Annotated in this window: 17 protein-coding genes; 8 read left to right on the forward strand and 9 right to left on the reverse strand. The window is 62.4% G+C overall.

The window, feature by feature from the left end; translation table 11 throughout:
* The first annotated feature begins 163 nt into the window (after positions 1 to 163).
* Complete coding sequence (locus ACJ8IP_RS08090; RefSeq protein WP_273974266.1) at positions 164 to 2,152, forward strand: ligand-gated channel protein; 1,989 nt, start codon at positions 164 to 166, stop codon at positions 2,150 to 2,152.
* Between the two features lie 55 nt (positions 2,153 to 2,207).
* The gene (locus ACJ8IP_RS08095; protein ID WP_108681568.1) at positions 2,208 to 3,155 is read left to right on the forward strand and encodes a siderophore ABC transporter substrate-binding protein; all 948 of its coding nucleotides are present in this window, start codon (positions 2,208 to 2,210) and stop codon (positions 3,153 to 3,155) included.
* Between the two features lie 32 nt (positions 3,156 to 3,187).
* Here ACJ8IP_RS08095 and ACJ8IP_RS08100 read toward each other — a convergent pair whose 3' ends face one another.
* Positions 3,188 to 3,976: an ABC transporter ATP-binding protein gene (locus ACJ8IP_RS08100; protein ID WP_033643795.1), complete on the reverse strand. Its 789-nt coding sequence runs from the start codon at positions 3,974 to 3,976 to the stop codon at positions 3,188 to 3,190.
* Positions 3,973 to 5,055 carry a FecCD family ABC transporter permease gene (locus ACJ8IP_RS08105; RefSeq protein ID WP_033643796.1) on the reverse strand — a complete coding sequence of 361 codons (1,083 nt, stop codon included), beginning with the start codon at positions 5,053 to 5,055 and terminating at the stop codon, positions 3,973 to 3,975. The genes ACJ8IP_RS08100 and ACJ8IP_RS08105 overlap by 4 nt, the downstream gene beginning before the upstream one ends.
* A 369-nt stretch (positions 5,056 to 5,424) precedes the next feature.
* Here ACJ8IP_RS08105 and ACJ8IP_RS08110 point away from each other — a divergent pair, with 369 nt between their 5' ends.
* Positions 5,425 to 6,525: a GGDEF domain-containing protein gene (locus ACJ8IP_RS08110; RefSeq protein WP_089192030.1), complete on the forward strand. Its 1,101-nt coding sequence runs from the start codon at positions 5,425 to 5,427 to the stop codon at positions 6,523 to 6,525.
* A 45-nt stretch (positions 6,526 to 6,570) separates the two neighbouring features.
* Here ACJ8IP_RS08110 and ACJ8IP_RS08115 read toward each other — a convergent pair whose 3' ends face one another.
* From ACJ8IP_RS08115 to ACJ8IP_RS08125, 3 genes are all read right to left on the reverse strand, one after another.
* Complete coding sequence (locus tag ACJ8IP_RS08115; protein ID WP_033643798.1) at positions 6,571 to 8,049, reverse strand: amino acid permease; 1,479 nt, start codon at positions 8,047 to 8,049, stop codon at positions 6,571 to 6,573.
* 221 nt (positions 8,050 to 8,270) lie between these two features.
* Complete coding sequence (gene yieE, locus ACJ8IP_RS08120) at positions 8,271 to 9,137, reverse strand: DNA-binding transcriptional regulator YeiE (RefSeq protein ID WP_021505917.1); 867 nt, start codon at positions 9,135 to 9,137, stop codon at positions 8,271 to 8,273.
* A gap of 99 nt (positions 9,138 to 9,236) precedes the next feature.
* Entirely contained in the window at positions 9,237 to 9,434 is a 198-nt protein-coding gene (locus ACJ8IP_RS08125; RefSeq protein WP_164107135.1) for a hypothetical protein, read from the reverse strand.
* A gap of 193 nt (positions 9,435 to 9,627) precedes the next feature.
* Here ACJ8IP_RS08125 and ACJ8IP_RS08130 point away from each other — a divergent pair, with 193 nt between their 5' ends.
* Both ACJ8IP_RS08130 and nfo read left to right on the forward strand, forming a co-directional pair.
* Positions 9,628 to 10,701, forward strand: coding sequence for a YeiH family putative sulfate export transporter (locus tag ACJ8IP_RS08130; RefSeq protein WP_033652542.1), 1,074 nt, complete (start codon positions 9,628 to 9,630; stop codon positions 10,699 to 10,701).
* Between the two features lie 98 nt (positions 10,702 to 10,799).
* Complete coding sequence (gene nfo, locus ACJ8IP_RS08135) at positions 10,800 to 11,639, forward strand: deoxyribonuclease IV (protein ID WP_033643802.1); 840 nt, start codon at positions 10,800 to 10,802, stop codon at positions 11,637 to 11,639.
* Positions 11,640 to 11,656: 17 nt separating this feature from the next.
* On the opposite strand, the gene ACJ8IP_RS08140 is transcribed toward nfo, so the two are convergent.
* The 4 genes from ACJ8IP_RS08140 to fruB all read right to left on the reverse strand — a co-directional run bounded on the left by ACJ8IP_RS08140 (position 11,657) and on the right by fruB (position 16,177).
* Positions 11,657 to 12,250, reverse strand: coding sequence for a DJ-1/PfpI family protein (locus ACJ8IP_RS08140; protein ID WP_084819325.1), 594 nt, complete (start codon positions 12,248 to 12,250; stop codon positions 11,657 to 11,659).
* Between the two features lie 161 nt (positions 12,251 to 12,411).
* Positions 12,412 to 14,094 (reverse strand): PTS fructose transporter subunit IIBC, encoded by a 1,683-nt coding sequence (gene fruA / locus ACJ8IP_RS08145; RefSeq protein WP_442524367.1) that lies wholly within the window; start codon positions 14,092 to 14,094, stop codon positions 12,412 to 12,414.
* A gap of 11 nt (positions 14,095 to 14,105) precedes the next feature.
* Entirely contained in the window at positions 14,106 to 15,047 is a 942-nt protein-coding gene (gene fruK, locus ACJ8IP_RS08150; RefSeq protein ID WP_015378523.1) for a 1-phosphofructokinase, read from the reverse strand.
* On the reverse strand, positions 15,044 to 16,177 hold the full coding sequence (gene fruB, locus ACJ8IP_RS08155; RefSeq protein ID WP_442524368.1) for a fused PTS fructose transporter subunit IIA/HPr protein: 1,134 nt from the start codon (positions 16,175 to 16,177) through the stop codon (positions 15,044 to 15,046). The genes fruK and fruB overlap by 4 nt, the downstream gene beginning before the upstream one ends.
* 247 nt (positions 16,178 to 16,424) lie before the next feature.
* On the opposite strand from fruB, the gene ACJ8IP_RS08160 reads away from it, so the two are divergent.
* From ACJ8IP_RS08160 to torA, 3 genes are all read left to right on the forward strand, one after another.
* Entirely contained in the window at positions 16,425 to 16,847 is a 423-nt protein-coding gene (locus ACJ8IP_RS08160) for a nucleotide triphosphate diphosphatase NUDT15 (protein ID WP_033652539.1), read from the forward strand.
* A gap of 231 nt (positions 16,848 to 17,078) precedes the next feature.
* Entirely contained in the window at positions 17,079 to 18,239 is a 1,161-nt protein-coding gene (locus ACJ8IP_RS08165) for a NapC/NirT family cytochrome c (protein WP_033652538.1), read from the forward strand.
* 12 nt (positions 18,240 to 18,251) lie between these two features.
* Positions 18,252 to 20,726: a trimethylamine-N-oxide reductase TorA gene (gene torA / locus ACJ8IP_RS08170; protein ID WP_033652537.1), complete on the forward strand. Its 2,475-nt coding sequence runs from the start codon at positions 18,252 to 18,254 to the stop codon at positions 20,724 to 20,726.
* Positions 20,727 to 20,820 lie beyond the last annotated feature (94 nt).

Genomic DNA, 20,820 nt, shown 5'->3' on the forward strand with positions numbered 1-20,820 from the left:
AAATGATATGAATTATCATTAGCGTTTACATTCAGTAAAAAATCCTTACAATGGCCTCACGCAACGCTGACGAAGCGACGGATTTCTCAGCGAACGATGAATTATTTCATTAGAAATTCAATTGGTTAATTACTTTCACTTCAATCCAGGAAAGGTTTACCTCATGGAAACGCCACGTTACAGCAAGCTCGCCGCTCTGGTGATCGCCTCACTCAGCGCCACCGCCGCACTGGCCGCGCCGCAGGACGACACCCAAGACACCATGGTCGTCACCGCCTCCGGCTTCCAGCAAAAAATTCAGGACTCCGCCGCCTCCATCTCGGTGATCCCGCGCCAGCAGATCGAAGATAAGGCCTATCGCGACGTGACCGACGCGCTGAAAGACGTGCCGGGCGTGGTCGTCACCGGCGGCGCCAGCAGCAGCGACATCAGCATCCGCGGCATGTCCTCCAAGTACACGCTGATCCTGGTGGACGGCAAGCGCGTTGACACCCGCGGCACCCGGCCGAACAGCGATAACGCCGGCATCGAACAGGGCTGGCTGCCGCCGATGGAAGCCATCGAGCGCATCGAAGTGGTGCGCGGGCCGATGTCTTCGCTGTACGGTTCCGACGCCATGGGCGGCGTGATCAACGTCATCACCCGCAAGACTTCCCGCACCGAGTGGAAAGGCTCGCTGCACGGCGACGCCACCCTTCAGGAAAACCGCGATTCCGGCGATCTGTTCCAGACCAACGCCTACGCCTCCGGCCCACTGATTGAAGGCCTGCTCGGCGTGCGGGTCAACGGCCTGCTGTCGCGCCGCGCGGAAGATAAAATCGCCAACGGTTACAACGAACAGCGCATGCGCAGCGGCACCGCGGTGTTCACCCTGACCCCGGACGAGAAAAACGAATTCGACTTTGAAATCGGCCGCTCGCTGCAGGATCGCAACAGCACGCCGGGCAAATCGGTGGCGGCGGAGCGCTGCAGCAGAGGCAAGTGCAAACCGTCCTCACGCAGCGAAGATCTCTACACCCGCACCAACTACTCGCTGACCCACAACGGTTATTACGACTTCGGCAACTCCACCAGCTACGTTCAGCGCGAAGAGACCAACAACCCGGGCCGCAAGATGAAGATGTACAACACCATCTTCAACACCCAGAACCAGTTCGAGCTGGGTGCCCACATGCTGAACCTCGGCGGCCAATACCGCTATGAGAAACTGGGCGACAGCGGCAACCAGCTGAGCTCGGCGCAAGACGTCAACCAGCTGACGCGCTGGAGCTGGGCGCTGTTCGCCGAAGACGAATGGGCGCTGACCAACGACTTCAGTCTGACCAGCGGCATCCGTATGGATCGCGATCAGAACTTCGGCAGCCACTGGTCGCCGCGCATGTACGGCGTGTGGCACCTGACCGAACAGTGGACAATGAAAGGCGGCGTCTCCGCCGGCTACCGTTCGCCGGATCTGCGCCAATCCTCCGCCAGCTGGGGCCAGTCGACGGGCGGCGGCGTGCGTAAAGGCATCATCGTCGGCAACCCGGATCTGCAGCCGGAGAAGAGCCTGAGCGAAGAGATCGGCCTGATGTGGGATAGCCTGAAAGGCGTCAATGCCGGGGTGACGGTCTTCAACACCGACTTCAAGAACAAGATCACCGAAGTGCGCCGCTGCGAAGACACGCCGGATTGCACCATCGGCGGTACGCCCTACGACTTTATCAGCGATCGCGTCAACGTCGACAAAGCCAATATGCGCGGCGTAGAGGCCACCTTCGGCTGGCAGATCAATAAAGACTGGAAGTGGAACACCAATTACACCTACACCGCTTCCGAGCAGAAGAGCGGCGAGTTCCAGGGCAAGGCGCTGAACCAGATGCCTAAGCACATGATCAACACCGTGCTGGACTGGCAGGCCACGCAAGACCTCAGCCTGTGGTCGCGCGTTAACTTCCGCAGCCGCACCTCAGACTACCTGAGCCGCACGTCGATGGAGACCAGCACCCCATCCTACACCTTCGTCGATGCGGGCCTGAGCTACCAGGCGGCGAAAAACCTGCAGCTGACCGGCGGGGTCTACAACATTCTCGACAAGACCGTGGATTACGATCACTACCGCACCACGCTGGACGGCCGCCGTTACACCGTCGGCATGACCTACAACTTCTGATGCCCCCGGGCGCGCGCTGCGCGCCCTTTTCATTCCATCACCGAGAGGAAGCCCCATGAGATTACGCCGCTCCCCCCTGATGATCGCCCTGCTGGCCGCGATGGCGCTGGCGGGTTGCCACAGTAAAACCGACGCACCGGCGGCCTCGGCCACCGTCAACGTCCAGCACCTGAACGGCAGCACCGAGGTGAAGAAGCACCCGCAGCGCATCGTGGTGCTGGATTACGCCTCGCTGGAAACGCTGCAGCTGCTGGGCGTCGAGCCGCTGGCGCTACCCGGCAACCGTAAGAACTTGCCGGATAGCCTGAAGCGCTATCAGGATGACAAATACCTCAATGCCGGCACCCTGTTCGAACCGGATATGGCCGTGCTGCGCGCCGCCAAACCGGATCTGATCCTGATCGCCGGCCGGGCGTCCAAAGCCTATGACGAGCTGAACGCGCTGGCGCCGACGTTGAACATGTCCGTCGATCAGCAGGATCAGTTGGGCAGCCTGAAACAGCGCACCCGCCAGCTGGGCGAGCTGTTCGATAAACCGCAACAGGCGCAGGCAGCGATCGATAAGCTGGATGCGCAGATCGCGGCGGTCAAACCGCAGGCCGCCCAGGCCGGACGCGGGCTGGTGGTGCTGTTCTCCGGCGGCAAGATCAGCGCTTACGCCCCCAAGAGCCGTTTCAGCTTCGTCTATGACGCCCTCGGCTTCTCGTCCGCGCTGCACTCCGATGAAAAAGACGTGCGCGGCAATAAGCTGACGCCTGAGCAGGTCGCCAAACTGAACCCGGACTGGCTGTTCGTCATCGACAGAGATGCCGCGACCGGTCGGCCGAACGCGGTGGCGCCGCAGAAAATCCTCACCGGCACCGCGCTGAAGAAAACCACGGCGGTGAAAAAAGGCCAGGTGGTTTACCTGCCGGCGGCCGAGGTCTATCTGTCCGGCGGCATCGTCACCGCCCAGCACGTCGTCGAACGCGTGAGCGAAGCACTGAACCGCGCTGCGCGATAAAAAAAGCCCGGTGATGCCGGGCTTTTCTTGGACTATATCGTCGGCTGGTTCACCAGACCGTCTATCAGCACCTGCGGCGTGCCCTGCGAGCAACGCTCGATGCGCCCGCGCACGCCATAGACCCGCGCCAGGCTCTGCGGCGTAATCACCTGATCCGGCGCGCCGTCGGCGATCAGATCGCCATCCTGCAGCATCAGCACGTGGTCGCCGTGACGCAGCGCAATGTTGATGTCATGCACCACCACCACCGTCACGATATCGCGCTTGCGGGTTTCGCGGCGCACCAAATCCATCACGTGGAACTGGTAGTTGAGATCGAGCGCGCTCAGCGGCTCATCCAGCAGCAGCAGCGACGGCTGACGGATCAGCGACTGCGCCAACCCCACCAACTGTTTCTGGCCGCCGGACAGCTGATCGAGATAACTCAGCGCCAGGTGGGCGATGCCCAGCTGTTCCAGCAAAGCCATCACTTCCGCTTCGCTGCCGGCGTTGCTGCGGCCGCCCGAGGCGCGCTGCGCCACGATGATCGACTCCAGCACGTGCAGATGCACCCCGGCGGGCAGCGACTGCGGCAGGTACACCACTTTCTCCGCCCGACGGGCGAACGGCATCTGCATCAAATCGCCGTCGTCCAGCCACAGCTTGCCCTGCGCCGGGTTCAGCCCGGCCAGCGAGCGCAGCAATGTCGATTTGCCGCTGCCGTTCGGCCCCAGCAACACGGTGATTTGCCCGCGCGGCAGCATCGGCACCGAGAGATTGTCGATCACCTGGCGTTTCGGGTAACCCGCCGAGAAGTTTTCTATCCGTAAACCCTGGCTCATACGTTCCCCCGGTGGCGCAGAATAATGCTCAGGAAGAACGGCACCCCGACCAACGACGTCACGATCCCCACCGGGATGATTACCCCAGGCACCAGGTTTTTCGACGCCACCGAGGCCATCGACAGCACCAGCGCGCCAATCAGCGCACTGGCCGGCAGGTAGAAACGGTGATCTTCGCCGAAGATCATGCGGGCGATGTGCGGCGCCACCAGACCGATAAAGCCGATCGGCCCGACGAAAGCCACCGCCAGCGCCGAGAGCATGCTGATGCGCAGCAGCGTGGTCAAACGCAGCCGACGCACGTCGATGCCGAAGCTCACCGCCCGGTCTTCACCCAGACGCAGCGCGGTCAGTTTCCACGAGCTCATCATCGACAGCGGCAGCAGCACGGCGAACACCCCGAACAGAATGCCCAGCTTGTCCCACGAGGCGCGCGCCAGGCTGCCCATGGTCCAGAACACCAGCCCCTGCAGCGTGTCCTCGCTGGCGATGAACTGCATCATCGAGACCAGCGCGTTGAAGGTAAACACCAGCGCGATGCCGAACAGCACCACGCCGGAGGTGGCGACCCGCGTCCAGCGCGTGATGCCGTCCAGCATCAGCGCGGCGAACAGCGCGAAGATAAAGGCGTTGGCGGAGATGAACCACTGATCGGGGATCCCCGGAATGCCGATGCCGAGCACGATCGCCAGCGCGGCGCCAAAGGCCGCGGCGGAAGACACCCCGAGGGTGAAGGGGCTGGCCAGCGGGTTATTCAGGATGGTCTGCATTTCCGCCCCGGCCAGGCCGAGCGCAAAGCCCACCACCACCGCCATCAACGCATAGGGCAAACGGATGTCCCAGACGATCACCCGCGTGCCGGCATCGGCCGCGGCGGGATCAAGCAGCGTTTGCCATAAGGATGACAACGACAGGCCGGACGGCCCCATGGTGAAATCCAGCAGCAGCGAGCCCAGGATCGCCAATGCCAATACGCCCATCATCAACAGGCGATGGCGAAGAATATGCTGATAACGCCCCATCACGCCGGCGTCGGGTTGCCCCTTGGCTTCAGTCATGGGATCGGTGGATACGCTCATTAGTTAAGATACCTGTTGCAACCATCATGACAGCGGCGCGAAAGCGGCCGCCGTGAACCGAAAAGTGTGCGGCAGCAGCCTGCTGCACAGCCGTTAACAATAAAACAAACGATAATACTTATCAATCATATCAATAGGTGAAAACGGCGTTGTCGAAATGTAATAATTTGTTTTTTATCGCCATTTTTCAAACCACCACGCTTTCCCCCGCCAACGGCCAGTAGGTTAATTATTCTGAAAATTCTTCCTGATCCGACCAGACTCTGACAAATAACGGCAAAACCACATAGAATCCAAAATCACAGCACCGCGCGTGCAAAAAAACTTCAGGCCGCCGCAAGAGCGGCCTTATTGATTGACGAGGCTGTAATGAGAAGTCCATCTCCGGCGGTAACGCCCAAACGCCCGGCGCTGCTGAACTGGCTGTTATACAGCCCGCTGCACGCCGATGACGAGCCGTTTCAACGCCAGCTGCGTCTCACGCTGACGCCCTCTCCTCTCACGCCCTGGCTGAATGCCGCGGGGCCGGCCGCGCTGCTGGCGGGGTACGCCTGGCTGGTCCAGCGGCCGCTCGGCATCGGTTTGTTGCTGCTGCTGTTGTTGTTGACCGCCGGGCGAGCCTGGCTGGCGCGCCGGCGTCAACCGGCCTGGCCGAACGCCATGCTGGTGACGGTGCTGCTGTGGGCGCTGCTGGTCGGCGCCAGCGCCGCTCTGGCGATGCTCTCGGGCCGCTTCGTCTTAATGCTGTTCGCCGGCCTGACGATCACCGCCCTGGCCTGCTGGCTGATGCAACGCCACGCCGCCGCCCCGCGCTTCGCGCTGCTTGAGGTGATCGCTCTGACTCTGCCTTACCTGCTGGCGGCGCCGCTGTCGCGCGTGCAAAACCTGTTTGTCCTGGCGGACCTCGCGCCGCTGTGGCTGGTGCTGGCCCACGGCATGATCGCGCGCTACCACCGCCAGCTGGTGCAGCACGTCACGCTGGCGTGGGAGAAGCAGCAGGCGTCGCACCGCGATCGCCTGACCGGCTTTCTCAACCGCGCAGGCGGCGAGACGGTGATGCGCAGCATCTGCCGTCCCGGAACGGCGCAGCCGATCTCCCACCTGTTCATTCTTGAATTCGGCCCGCTGGCGGCGCTCTACCAAAGCCACGGCGTCCAGATCGGCGACGACGTGCTGCGCACCGTCGGCGAGCGCCTCAAGACGCTGATCCGCCCCAGCGACTATATCTGCCGCTATACCGGCGGCCAGTTTCTGATTCTGGTGCACGATCTGCCCTACGGCGCGGAAAGCGAGTTTCTGGCGCGCATTGTGCCGCCGCTGGAGGCGCCCTACGATTTTGGCGCGTTCGGCGAGGTGAACATGCAGCTTAACGCCGGCATTGTGGCGCTGACGCAGGATTACGCGACGGTAGAGAGTTTGATGAGCTCGGCGCAGCAGGCGCTGGCGGAAGCCAAAGGCGGGAAAAAGTAAAACAAAACGCGGCGGGAGCCCCCGCCGCGTGTCACTCACCGAAAATTACTTCACGTCCATCTTCGGGAATTCCATCTCGCTGTACTTCACGACACGGGTGCCTTGCGACAGCTTGTAACCAAACCAAATCAGCAGGAACAGCGGAATACCGATGTAGGTCGCGGTCACGCCGTACCAGTCGATCTTGTCTTGCAGGAAGGCCTGGTAGTTCTGCCCCAGGGTGATGATCAGACACAGCACGAAGGCGAAGATCGGCCCCAGCGGGAAGAAACCGGAACGGTACGGCAAATCGTTCAGATCGCGCCCCTGCAGCATGTAGCCGCGACGGAAACGGTAGTGGCTGATGGCGATGCCCAACCAGGCGATGAAACCGGTCATGCCCGAGGTATTCAGCAGCCACAGGTAAACCGACTGGTTACCGAACATCGACGTCAGGAAGCACAGGCCGGCCACCACGCAGGTCGCGTACAGCGCGTTGCGCGGCACGCCGCCTTTCGACAGCTTGGCGAAGATGCGCGGCGCCTTGCCTTCCGAAGCCAGGGTGTACAGCATTCGGGTCGACGCATACATGCCCGAGTTACCGGCCGACAGCACCGCCGTCAGGATCACCGCGTTCATCACCGCCGCCGCCGACAGCAGGCCGGCATGTTGGAACACCAGCGTGAACGGGCTGACGCTGATGTCTTTCACGTCGTTGCGCAGCAGGCTCGGATCGGTGTACGGAATGATCAGGCTGATGATCAGAATGGCGAAGATATAGAACAGCAGGATACGCCAAAATACCTGACGCACCGCGCGCGGGATGTTTTTACCCGGGTTTTCCGATTCGCCGGCCGCGATGCCGATAAGTTCGGTGCCCTGGAACGAGAAGCCGACGATCATGGCCACGCCGATCATCGCCGAGAAGCCACCGGCAAACGGCGCGTCTCCTATTGTCCAGTTCTGCCAGCCGGCATGCTCGCCGCCCTTCAGAATGCCGACGATCATCATCACGCCGACGGCGATGAAGATAATCACGGTGCTGACCTTGATCAGCGCGAACCAGTATTCCGCCTCGCCGAACCCTTTCACCGAAATGTAGTTCAGCAGGAACATCAGGCCGAGGAACAGCGCGCTCCAGATCCAACCCGGGGTGTCCGGGAACCAGTAGCTCATCACCAACTGCGAGGCCACCAGGTCAACGGCGATGGTCACCGCCCAGTTGTACCAGTAGTTCCAGCCCAGCGCGAAGCCGAAGCCTTCTTCTACGTATTTGGCGCCGTAGGTGGAGAATGAACCGGAGACCGGCATAAAGGCCGCCAGTTCGCCCAGGCTGGTCATCAGGAAGTACACCATCAAACCGATCAGAGCGTAAGACAGCAGCGCCCCGCCGGGGCCTGCCTGAGAAACCGTGGCGCCCGAGGCGACGAAGAGGCCGGTGCCGATGGAGCCGCCGATGGCGATCATGGTCAAATGCCGGGCTTTCAATTCACGGCGCAATCCGGGTGCTTGCTGCCCCGATGTTTTTATATCCTGCTGAGCCATTCGTTCCCTATCTATCTGCTCTTCGAAAAATGAGGGCGGATTGTAACAAATACCCGCCGGTGAACTAGCAACATTGCACCGATATAAGATAGCTTCATAATTCAGAGGCAATTATTAGCTGCGGCCCTTATAGCCTTACTTACTCTCATTAATGTGAGCGCGCGCAGGTTTTTATGCTTTTTCCGGCCTGCGCGGCAGCAGAGCGCTTGACGTGCCGCCGGTTACAGCACGCAATAGCTGAGAAAACGTTGCAACGCGTTGGAGACGTGCTTTTGCCGATGGCGGATCAGGTACAGGGTGCGGCGCAGCGGCGGCAACGGCACCGGCAGTTCCACCAGCGCGCCGCTGGCCAGCTGTTCCGCCACCACCCGCCGCGACAGGCAGCTGATGCCGATGCCGTGCCTCACCGCATGCTTGATCGCCTCCGAGTTGCCCAGCTCCATCACCAGTTGGAAGTGCGGCAAATGCGCCAACAGCAGATGGTCCAACACCTCACGAGTGCCGGAACCGCGCTCGCGCAGGATCCACGGCGCATTGGCCAGCGCCTCCAGCGTCGGCGGTTGACGGGTCAGCGGGTTATCCGGCGCGGCGAACACCACCAGCTCGTCCTCCAGCCACGGCTGCGTCACCAGCTCCGGCATATGGCAAGGCCCTTCGATCAGCCCCAGATCGACGCGAAAATCCGCCACCGCCACGATCACGTCCTGGCTGTTGCCGACGTTCAGCTCCAGCGGCGTGGCGGGAAAATCCCGGCGGTAGCGGGCGATCATCTCCGGCAGCATGTAGTTGCCGATGGTGCTGCTGGCGGCGATGCGCAACGCCCCGCCGTCATGGCGAAACAGCTGCTCTATCTCCCCCGCCTGTTCCAACAGCGCCAGCGCCTTGGGATACAGCAACCGGCCGTGCTCGTTGATCACCAGCCGTTTACCGACGCGATCGAACAGCTGCACGCCCAATTGCCCCTCCAGATCCGCCAGCGCCGCGCTGACCGCCGACTGCGACAGCGCCAGCACCACAGAGGCCTGCGTGGTCGAACCGCTTTTCAGCACTTCGGTAAAGACTTCCAGTTGACGCAACGTGATATGCATAGCTGTCCCGGTATTGAAAGAAGGTTCTGCCAGAGAACCCCAACATGGTGTTGTGGGCAGCCCGGCCAGGCTACCCCTGTTTGCGGCCAGATCGACGCGCTATTTGCCCAACGCAACCAGCTGCGCCGCCTCAGCCAGCACCGGCTCTCGCGGCGTGCCGGTTTCGTCCCGCAGTATCAATTGCAGCATCGCCGCGAGATGGTCGCGGTCGATCGCCTTGTTTTCTTCAATCAACCGCCGCACCGCGCGGCCCACTTCCTGATCTACCTGCTCTCTGCGTTGATCGTCGGTATCCATCGCCTGCTCCTGTTAGTTGGAAAATTGACGGCGGCTCGCCGCTCCTCCACACCCTAGCCGCAATGCGGCGTTATGCCAATGGCTGACCCCATACCACTTATTCAGATAGGTTATAAATATATAATCAATTTCTCTTTTATTCAGCCCAAACGTACTCTTGACCGCAAGAAACAGACTGAAGGACTGACTTTATATGGCGACTGATACCACTCACACTTACCCCGAGCGACGCTTCCCGCTGTTCGGCCTGCCGCGGCTGGTGCCGGGGCTGGCGCTGACCGGCGCGCTCACCGCGCTGGCCGTCTGGGCCGGCGACATTCCCTGGGTGGCGGAGCTGGGGCTGGGGGCGCTGACGCTGGCGATCCTGCTCGGCATTCTGGTGGGCAACACGCTGTACCCCCGCTGGCAAACCGTTTGTCACAGCGGCGTACAGCTGGCCAAACAGCGCCTGCTGCGTCTGGGCATTATCCTTTACGGCTTCCGGCTGACCTTTCAGCAGATCGCCGACGTGGGCGCCAGCGGCATCATCATCGATGCGCTGACCCTGATCACCACTTTCCTGCTGGCCTGCTGGCTCGGCAAGAAAGTGTTCGGCATCGACAGCCAAACCGCGATACTGATTGGCGCCGGCAGCAGCATTTGCGGCGCGGCGGCGGTGATGGCCACCGAGCCGGTGCTGAAGGCCGATTCCAGCAAAGTGGCGGTGGCGGTTTCGACCGTGGTGGTGTTCGGCACCCTGGCGATCTTCGCCTATCCGTGGCTGTATCAGTTGAATGAGCACTTCCAGTGGCTGCCGTTCAGCCAGGAAACCTTCGGCATCTACGCCGGCTCCACCATCCACGAAGTGGCTCAGGTGGTCGCCGCCGGGCACGCCATCGGGCCTGACGCCGAAAATGCGGCGGTGATCGCCAAGATGATCCGCGTGATGATGCTGGCGCCGTTCCTGCTGCTGCTGTCGGGCTACATCAGCCGCGGCAGCGCAGGAAAGGCGGAAAAATCCGCCATCACCATTCCGTGGTTCGCCGTGCTGTTTATCGCCGTCGCCGGGCTGAACTCCTTCAACCTGCTGCCAGCCACGCTGGTGCGGCACCTGATCACCGCCGACACCTGGATGCTGGCGATGGCGATGGCGGCGCTGGGGCTGACCACCCACATCAGCGCCGTGCGCCAGGCCGGGATGAAACCGATTCTGCTGGCGACGCTGCTGTTCGTCTGGCTGCTGGTCGGCGGCGGCGCGATAAACCAACTGGTGCAACACCTGCTGTAATCTCCCTCGGCGGCCCGCTTCGGCAGGCCGCCGCTTTTCGCCATTCAATCCGCCCGCCATCAATGCCATAATGTCACCGATAACACAGGAGAATGAAGATGAAGTTTGTCGGTGCACATGTCAGCGCGTCAGGCGGCGTGGATCAGGCGGTTATCCGCGCGCACGAATTGGAGGCGACCGCGTTCGCCCTGTTCACCAAAAATCAGCGTCAATGGAAGGCCGCCCCGCTGGCCGCCGACGTGATCGATAAGTTCAAGAGCGCCTGCGCCCAGTACGGTTACGGGCCGGGGCAAATCCTGCCGCACGACAGCTACCTGATCAATCTGGGGCACCCGGTAGCCGACGCGTTGGAAAAATCGCGCGAGGCGTTTATCGACGAGCTGCAGCGCTGCGAACAGCTGGGGCTGACGCTGCTGAACTTCCACCCCGGCAGCCACCTGCTGCAAATCGACGAAGATAAGTGCCTGGCGCGCATCGCCGAATCGATCAACATCGCGCTGGATAAAACCGCCGGCGTGACGGCCGTGATCGAGAACACCGCCGGCCAGGGCAGCAACCTGGGCTTCAAATTCGAGCACCTGGCGGCGATCATCGACGGCGTCGAAGACAAAAGCCGCGTCGGCGTTTGCATCGACACCTGCCACGCCTTCGCCGCCGGGTACGATCTGCGCACCGAAGAAGAGTGCGAGCGCACCTTCAAGCAGTTGGGCGACATCGTCGGTTTCAACTACCTGCGCGGCATGCACCTGAACGACGCCAAGAGCGAGTTCAACAGCCGCGTCGACCGCCATCACAGCCTGGGGGAAGGCAACATCGGCAAAACGGTGTTCAGCTACATCATGCGCGATCCGCGTTTCGACAACATCCCGCTGATTCTGGAAACGGTAAATCCGGATATCTGGGCCGAAGAGATCGCCTGGCTGAAGGCGCAGCAGTAACCCCCCTGGCCGCTCGCTTAAGCGCGAGCGGTTTCCCCCACCGCGTGCTCCGCCGCCAGCATGGCGCCGAACTGACGCAGCGTTTCTTCATCCAGGCCCGCAGCCCTGAACACCGCGGTGGTAAAACTGACCGGCGCCGATCCCGGTGACGTAATGACGCGGTCATCCACAACGGCGACGGCGCTCGCAACGTAATGGCGCTGCCCGCTGTAGCCCGCAACGTTGCGCGTCAAGAACTCAGCATCGTTGGAGGTATGCGCCCTGCTGTTCAACAGGCCGGCCCGCGCCAACGCCAACGTCCCGCCGCAAATGCCCGCCAGGGTCGCGCCGCGTTGACGCTGCTCATTGAGCAACGCGCGGATATCCGGCGCCCGTTCGGTTTCCCACAGGGTGCCGCCGACCACCACCAGCACCTCGGGGCGCCAGTCCGCCAATTCAGCCACGCCGTGAGCAACGTCCACCGTCAACCCGCCCTGTGAGCGAAGCGTTCCGGCCCGCGGCGCAAAAAACGCCACATCCAGCCCATAAAACGGGCCGCCAACGCCGGCAATCAGCGCGTATTCCCAATCGGCGAAACCGGATGTCAGTACGATCGCCACTTTTTTAGCCACTGATGAATCTCCTTGAGTCATTCCTTGTTCGCAGGAACAAAGTCGCGCTATCAGCTTAGAAAGCCTTGTGGTTTCTGACCAGGGGTAAATCGTGCTAACTGCCTAAGACACAAATAAAAACGCGCAGCTCTGGGCTGCGCGTTTTGCGGTATCGGCGAGGCTTACGCCGCGGCGGCGACCGGCGTTTCAGCACGTTTCAGCAGGGCATAAGCCCCCCCGGCCAACAGCGTGCCGGCGGCGATCGCCACCAGGTACAGCAACACCGGCGAAATCGCGCCCGGGATCAGCAGCACGAACAAGCCGCCGTGCGGCGCCATCAGCTTGGCGCCGAAGGCCATCGACAGCGCGCCGGTCAGCGCCCCGCCGGCGATGCAGCACGGCAACACGCGCATCGGATCGCGGGCGGCGAACGGAATCGCCCCTTCGGTGATGAAGCACAGCCCCAGCACCAACGCCGCCTTGCCGCCTTCCTGTTCGGATTTCGGGAACTTGCGGCGCGCCAGCAGCGTCGCCAGGCCCATCGCCAGCGGTGGCACCATGCCCGCCGCCATGATGGCCGCCATCGGCGCATACACCGAGGAGCTGAGCAGCGCCACGCCGAACGCGTAGGCCGCTTTGTTCACCGGGCCGCCCATGTCGGTGCACATCATGCCGCCCAGGATCGCCCCCAGCAGTACGGCGTTGGCGGTGCCCAGCGATTGCAGCCAATGGGTCAGGCCTTCCATGATTTTCGCCACCGGCGTACCAACCACGTAAATCATGATGAGACCGGTGATCAGGCTGGCCACCAGCGGAATGATCAAGATGGGCTTCAGCGCTTCCATACTCTGCGGCAGACGCAGCTTGCTGCTGATCGCCTTGGCGACGTAACCCGCCAGAAAACCGGCGATGATGCCGCCAAGGAACCCGGCGCCGGTGCTCACCGCCAGCATGCCGCCGATCAGGCCCGGCGTCAGGCCCGGACGATCCGCAATGGAGAAGGCGATGAAACCGGCCAACACCGGCACCATCAGCGCGAAGGCGGAGCCGCCGCCGATCTGCATCAGCGCCGCCGCCAGGGTGCCCTTGACCTCAAAGGCCTTGATGCCGAACACGAACGACAGCGCGATGCACAAACCGCCCGCCACCACCATCGGCAGCATGTAGGACACGCCGGTCAGCAGGTGACGATACGGGCCGTTGCCCTCTTTCTTCTTCGCCGTCGGCGCCGCGCCGCTGCGCTGCTGCGGCTGGAACACTTCGGCTTCGGCCAGCGCCTTGTCCAGTTCCTGCGCGGTTTTCTTCAGCGCCAGACCGGTGGAAGTACGATACATCGGCTTACCGGCAAACTTGTCCAGATCCACTTCGATGTCCGCCGCGACGATCACCAGATCCGCCGCCGCCACTTCTTCCGGGGTGATGGCGTTGCCGGCACCGACGGAGCCGCGCGTTTCCACCTTCACCCACCATCCGCGTTTCTTGGCTTCACTTTCAATGGCTTCGGCCGCCATAAAGGTGTGCGCCACGCCGGTTGGGCAAGCGGTGATCGCCACGATGCGTTTTTGTCCATCGGCTTTCACCGCAGCCGCCTGCGGCGCCTGATAGGTTTCAGCTTCGGCCTGGGCGCGCGCCAGAAACGCGTCCGGTTCACGTACCGCCTGTTCTACCTCGCCCACATAGATCAATTTGCCGTTCAGCGCGGCGTCAGCAGGAGCAGCCTGCCCCGCCACCGCCACCAGTTCGGCGTCCTGCAGCGACTCGACCAGCGTCAGGCCGGCTTTGGCCGCGGCGGCCTCCAGCATGCGTTTCGCCAGGTGGCCACGGGCCTGTCCCTGCGAACTGTCTACCATCAGCAGCGTTTTCATTCTGCCTCCTGCTATTGATTGAAAGGTTTCAGATCGACGCGCGCCATCATCGCGGCCAACTGGGGACGATCGGTCACGCCGACATTGCTCTGGCTGACCGCCAGCGCCGCTACCGCCGTGGCCAGACGCAGGGTGTGTTCGCTGGATTCGCGCATCAGCAGGCCATAAATCAGGCCGCCGACCATCGAATCGCCGGCGCCCACGGTGCTGACCACCTCACAGGACGGCGGTTTGGCGATCCAGGCGCCGGATGCGTTAACCCACAGCGCGCCTTCCGCGCCGAGGGAGATGACCACGTGGGCGATGCCCTGTTCGCGCAGCGCATGCGCGGCCTCGACCACGTCTGCCAGCGTCGGCAGCGGGCGCCCGGCCCAGATTTCCAGCTCGCGGCGGTTCGGTTTGACCAGCCACGGCGAGGCCTTCAGCCCGGCGACCAGCGCTTCGCGGCTGCTGTCGAAAATGATGCACGGGCACTTGGCGCGCAGTTGGGTCATCCAGTCGGTAAACGCGTCAGGATCGACGCCGGCCGGCAGGCTGCCGCTCACCGCCACCATGTCAAACTGGCCCAGCCAGCTCAGCGAGTCGCTGACGAAGCGATCCCAGTCCTGCGGCGTCACTTCGAAGCCGGAGAAGTTGAAGTCAGTGACTTCGCCGTCTTTTTCCGTCAGCTTGACGTTGATGCGGGTGCGCCCCGGCACCACCTGAAAGCGGTTGGCGATCCCCAGATCGCTGAACAGCAGCTGGAAACCGTCCTGATTATCTTTGCCCAGGAAGCCGCCGACGGTGACGTCGATGCCTAAATCTTTCAACACTTTGGCGACGTTGATGCCCTTACCGGCGGCGTGCAGGCCGGCGGTTTTTACCCGGTTGACTTCCCCGCGTTCAATCTGCGGGCAGAAACCCACCAGATCGTACGCCGGGTTCAGGGTGATTGTTGCTACTCTTCTGCTCATGCTGCGCCCTCGCCCAGTCCTTCATTAATCGCTTCGCCAATCGCCTTCAGCGCGGCTTCAGCATCTTCTCCATTGGCGGTAAAGCGCAGGTGATGCCCTTTCTTCACGCCCAACGCCACCACCTTCATCAGGCTGCGCCCGTTGGCCGGCTTGCCGCTGCCGTCCAGGTTGGTGACGGTGATGTCACTGTTGAAACTTTTGATCACGTTGACCAGCGCCGTGCCCGGCCGCGCGTGCAGACCGTGCTCGTTGCGGATCACGAATTCGGCGCTCAGCACGCTGCTCTCTTCCGCCACGTCGCTGGTCAGCAGCGCCAGCACGCCGGCGGCATCCGCCTTCAGCAAGCGTTCAGCTTTGTTGGCCAGCAGCAGATCGCTGAGGTAGTTGATCACCGCCAGCGGCTGCGCATCGGCGACCGACACCGTCAGCAGCAGCGCCACCGGCTCGCCGTCTTCCACGAAAGCCTGCGCCGGGCGGCTGACGGTGGCCGCGCTGGCCAGGTTGCCTTCAACGCTGTCGCTGAGCCAAATGCCCTGCCCCAGATTCAGCGGTTTGCGGGTGATGGCATCGCTGACGAACTGCGCGTTGACCGCCCCGATTTTTTGCAGACGGCCGGCGTTCAGCGCCTGCAGCGTCATCAGGCTGTCGGCGGCGACGTCGAGCGCAATCAGCGAAACGTCGAACTGGAATTCGGCGCTCTGCCGTTCGCCCATCAACAGGCTGCGCAGCTCTTCCGCGGAGGTGGTTTTCGCCAGCCGCTCCGCCACGCTGTCATCGCTCAGCACGTGGGTGAGCTGACGCAGCAGCGCCAAATGCTCGTCGGAACGGGCGGCGATGCCGATCGCCACATAGGCGGTCTGGCCCTCCCCCCACGCGATGCCCTGCGGGAACTGGAACACCTGCACGCCGGTTTTCAACACCAGATCGCGGGTATCGGTGGTGCCGTGCGGAATGGCGATGCCGTTGCCCAGGTAGGTGGACGTCTGCAGTTCGCGCTGCAGCATGCCGTCCACATAACCGGCGCTGACGCAGCCGGCGTCGGTCAGCGCGGCGGCCACCTGACGGATGGCCTCCTGCTTATCGGCGGCAGCGGCGCCCAGATGAATGTCTTGCGGTGACAACTGGAACATGATTCTCCTCTCCTGCTGAATTGAATCGTTTCAGCTTCATTGAGAAAAAGGAGCGTTACCCGCTGCCCACAAGCGGTCGGATAACGCTGAAACGTTTCAAGGAGTGTGTAAGCAGCGCAAGATGAAAGCAAGTTTTCTCCCTTTCGCCATTGCAGATTTTTGAGCTTACGCACACTTTCATCGGCGCATTGGTCAGCGCCGGGGCAAAATGACATACTGTGCTGAAACTTTGCTGACGGAGAAAAGCATGAATGTAGTGACGGGCGTCGGGGTGATCATCGTGAACCCGCAAGGCGAGATTTTGCTGGGCAAACGCTGCGGCTCCCACGCGCCCTTTTGGTCGATCCCCGGCGGGCATCTGGATGCCGGTGAAACCTTCGAGCAGTGCGCCCAGCGCGAAATTGCCGAAGAAACCGGGTTGATCATCGATCCGCCGCGCTTCGTTGGCGTCAGCAACAATCTGCAAACCTGGCGCGCCGAAGGCAAACACACGGTGTCCATCTGTCTGCAGGTGGCGCATCCCGGCGGCGAAGCCGAGCTGAAAGAACCCGAAAAATGCGCCGAATGGCGCTGGTGCGCGCCAGACTCTCTGCCGGAACCCCATTTCGAAGCCAGCCGCACGGCGATCCGCCTGTGGCTGAGCGGCCAAACCTACTTGCCAACGGCCTGAGCCCTTCGCGAGCGCGCGGCGTTCGCGTTGCCTGCCTCACAGCCCATCGCTATATAAAATAGAATATAACGCTATTTTTTGCGATATACGCCATTTTTTTGACTACGGATAACCCCATGGGGTTAACCCTCTTCTATCATTACCCCTGCAATCGACGTGGCATTCTGACCTCCGGTCGGCGGCCTTTTGGCAAGATTTTATTTTAAATTCATAATTATAAGCGGGTTTACCATGAGCAAAAAACTGACTGGCTTTGAAAAAAAGCGCCGGTGGGGATGGCTATGGCTTTTGCTGCTGGGGATTATCCTCGGCGCGGCGCTGTTGGCCGGGACCGCCACCGTATTCCATAAAACCAGCGATACCGCCTTCTGCGTTTCCTGCCACACCATGCAACAACCGCTGGCCGAATATCAGGGCAGCGTCCACTTCCAAAACACCAAGGGTATCCGCGCCGAGTGCGCCGACTGCCACGTGCCGCACCAGCCGATCGATTACCTGTGGACCAAAATCCGCGCGGTAAAAGACATCTACGGCGAGATGGTCGGCACCATCGATACGCCGGAAAAATATGAAGCGCACAAGCTGGCGATGGCGCAGTCGGTCTGGAAGACGCTGAAAGAGAACGACTCGGCCACCTGCCGCTCCTGCCACAGCTACGACGCCATGGACATCACCGCCCAGCGCCCTGAGGCGCGCCTGCAGCACCCGGTGGCGATCAAACAGGGCGAAACCTGCATCGACTGCCATAAAGGCGTGGCCCACATCCTGCCGGACATGAGCGGCGAAACCCAGGCCGGCGCCGCCGAGCTGGCCAAGGCCGCGGCGCTGACCGCACCGGGCGCCACCACCCTCTACACCATCGCCACCGAACCGTTCTTCCTCAGCGCAGACGACAGCCATAATGCCGGCAACCTGATGCCGTCCACCGAAGTGCAGGTGGTGAAACAGGATGGCGACAAGGTGCTGGCCACCGTGAGCGGCTGGCAGCAAGACGGGGTCAGCGAAGTGTTCTACGCCGCGCAGGGTAAGCGCATCCTCAGCGTGCTGCTGGGTGAAGACGCGCGTAAACAGCTGAAGACCGCGTCCACCCAGACCGATGCGGAAACCGGCCTGGTCTGGCATCAGGTCTCTCTGCAGGTGTGGCTGCCGCGCAAGCAGCTGATCGACGATCAGCAAAAAATCTGGCGCTACGCCGCGGACATGATGTCGGCCAACTGCACCGGCTGCCACGGGCTGACCGCGCTCGATCGCTTCAACGCCAACCAATGGATCGGCGTCATCAAAGGCATGGCGCCGCGTACCTCGCTGACGCAGGAACAGCTGCGCGTGCTGACACAATACGTACAAAAACACGCCAGCGACATGCCACCTGCCGCACCGGCCAAGCTTTAAGGGAGAAGCGCAATGAGCAACCAAAAACCGTTAACCATGAGCCGCCGCCGCTTCCTGACCGGCGCCGCCGCGCTCACCGCCGCCCCGCTGTTGGCGGGATTATGGCCCAAAGCGGCGCTGGCGCAGGCCATCAGCGAAGCGCTGCCGCAGTTCATCGTCTTGCGTCAGGCGCAGAAAGGCATCCTGACCGGCGCCCACTGGGGCGCGTTTGAAGCCATCGTGCAGGACGGCAAGATGGTCGGCGTGCAGCCGGTGCAGGACGATCCGTATCCCAATGAGCTGATCACCATGGCGCCTTATCAGGTGCACGCCGAGAACCGCATCAAATACCCGATGGTGCGCAAAAGCTGGCTGGAAGGCGGCCCCGGCAGCCGCACCGAGCTGCGCGGCCGCGACGAGTGGGTGCGCGTCAGCTGGGACAAAGCGACCGAGCTGGTGTGCAATGAGATCACCCGCCTGCAAAAAGATCACGGCCCGCAGTCGATCTACGCCGGTTCCTACGGCTGGAAAAGCGTCGGCATGCTGCACAACAGCCGCACGCTGCTGCAGCGCCTGATGAACCTGACCGGCGGCTTCCTCGGCTACGCCGGCGACTACTCCACCGGCGCGGCGCAGGTGATCATGTCGCACGTGGTCGGCTCGATGGAGGTCTACGAACAGCAGACCGCCTGGCCGAACGTGATCGAGAACAGCGAGCTGGTGATCCTGTGGGGCTGCAACCCGATGGTCACGCTGAAAAACAGCTGGAACGTGCCGGATCACGTCGGCCAGACCGGCTTCGAGGCGCTGAAGAAAAAAGGCACCCGGGTGATCAGCATCGATCCGGTACACAACGACAGCGCCAAGTTCGTCAATGCGCAGTGGATCGCCCCGCGCCCATACACCGACGGCGCCATGCTGATCGGCATCGCCCATACGCTGCTGACCGAGAAGCTGCATAACCCGGACTTCCTGAAAACCTATACCGTCGGCTTCGACAAGTTCCAGGCCTACCTGCTGGGCGAGAGCGACGGCGTGGCGAAAACCGCCGAATGGGCGGCCGACATCAGCGGCGTCGATGCCGACACGCTGCGCGCGCTGGCGCGCGAGATGGCGAAGCACCGCACCATGATCATGGGCGGCTGGGGCATTCAGCGCCAGCATCACGGCGAACAGCAGCACTGGCTGCTGGTGACGGTGGCGGCGATGCTCGGCCAGATCGGCCTGCCGGGCGGCGGCTTCGGCTTCAGCTACCACTATTCGTCCGGCGGCAGCCCGACCGCCAAGGGCGGCATCATCGCCGGCATCTCCGCCGGCAACGCGCCGAAGAACTCGCCGGCGCCGATCCCGGTAGCGCGCATCGCCGAATGCCTGAGCAATCCGGGCAAAACCATCGACTTCAACGGCGCCAAGGTCACCTACCCCGAGGTGAAAATGGTGTATGTGGCGGGCGGCAACACCTTCCACCAGCATCAGGACACCAATAACCTGGTCAAAGCCTGGCAGCGGCCGGACACCATCGTGGTCAACGAGCCTTACTGGACCGCCACCGCCAAGCATGCCGATATCGTCCTGCCGGCCACCACCAGCTACGAGCGCAACGATCTGGAAATGGGCGGCGACTATTCGCAGCTCTACGTGTTCCCGATGCATCAATGCGTGCCGCCGCAGCACGAGTCGCGCAGCGACTTCGACATCTTCTCGGCGATGGCGGCCAGGCTGGGCGTGCAGGAGGCCTTTACCGAGGGCAAGGATGAAACCCAGTGGCTGAAAGGCATGTACGACGACATGAAAAACCAGGCGCGCGCCGCGCGGGTGGCGCTGCCGCCGTTCGACATGTTCTGGCAATCCAATAACTACGTGCGTTTCCCGGTGCCGGAGGCCAATAAGCAGTGGGTGCGCTTCGCCGATTACCGCGACAACCCGCTGCTGAACCCGCTGGGCACGCCGTCGGGCAAGATCGAAATCTACTCCGACGCCATCGCCAAAATGCATTATGCGGATTGCCCCGGCATCCCGACCTGGATGCCGCCGCACGAGTGGTATCGCGGACCGGAAGCGGCCAAGTATCCGCTGTCGCTCAATACCGCGCACCCGACCAACCGGCTGCACTCCCAGCTCGACAATACGCCGCTGCGCAAGAAATACGCGGTGGCGGATCGTGAAGCGATCCTGATCCACCCGCAGGACGCGCAGCCGCGCGGCATTACCGGCGGCGATCTGGTGCGGGCGTTTAACGATCGCGGCCAGATCCTGGTGGGGGCGGTGGTCAGCGAAGACGTGCGGCCTGGCGTGGTGCGCATCAGCGAAGGCGCCTGGTTCGATCCGGCCGATCCGGCGCAGCCCGGCTCACTGTGCAAGAACGGCAACGTCAACTGCCTGACCTTCGACATCGGCTCCTCCAGCCTGGCGCAGGGCAACTGCGGGCAGATGGCGCAGCTGCAGATCGAGAAGTATCAGGGGCCGGCGCTGAAAAATACCGCGCACGCCGTGCCGCAAGGCGCCTGATCCCGCGATAAACAGAGGGCGCAACGCGCCCCCTGTTTTCCTCGTCGCCGCGCGACATAGCCGCTTACCCTCCGCCGAGGGATAGCGGTTTGCG

It is taken from the genome of Serratia sp. CY52157 (assembly GCF_052168495.1).
GTDB classification, from domain to species: Bacteria; Pseudomonadota; Gammaproteobacteria; order Enterobacterales; family Enterobacteriaceae; genus Serratia; species Serratia ureilytica.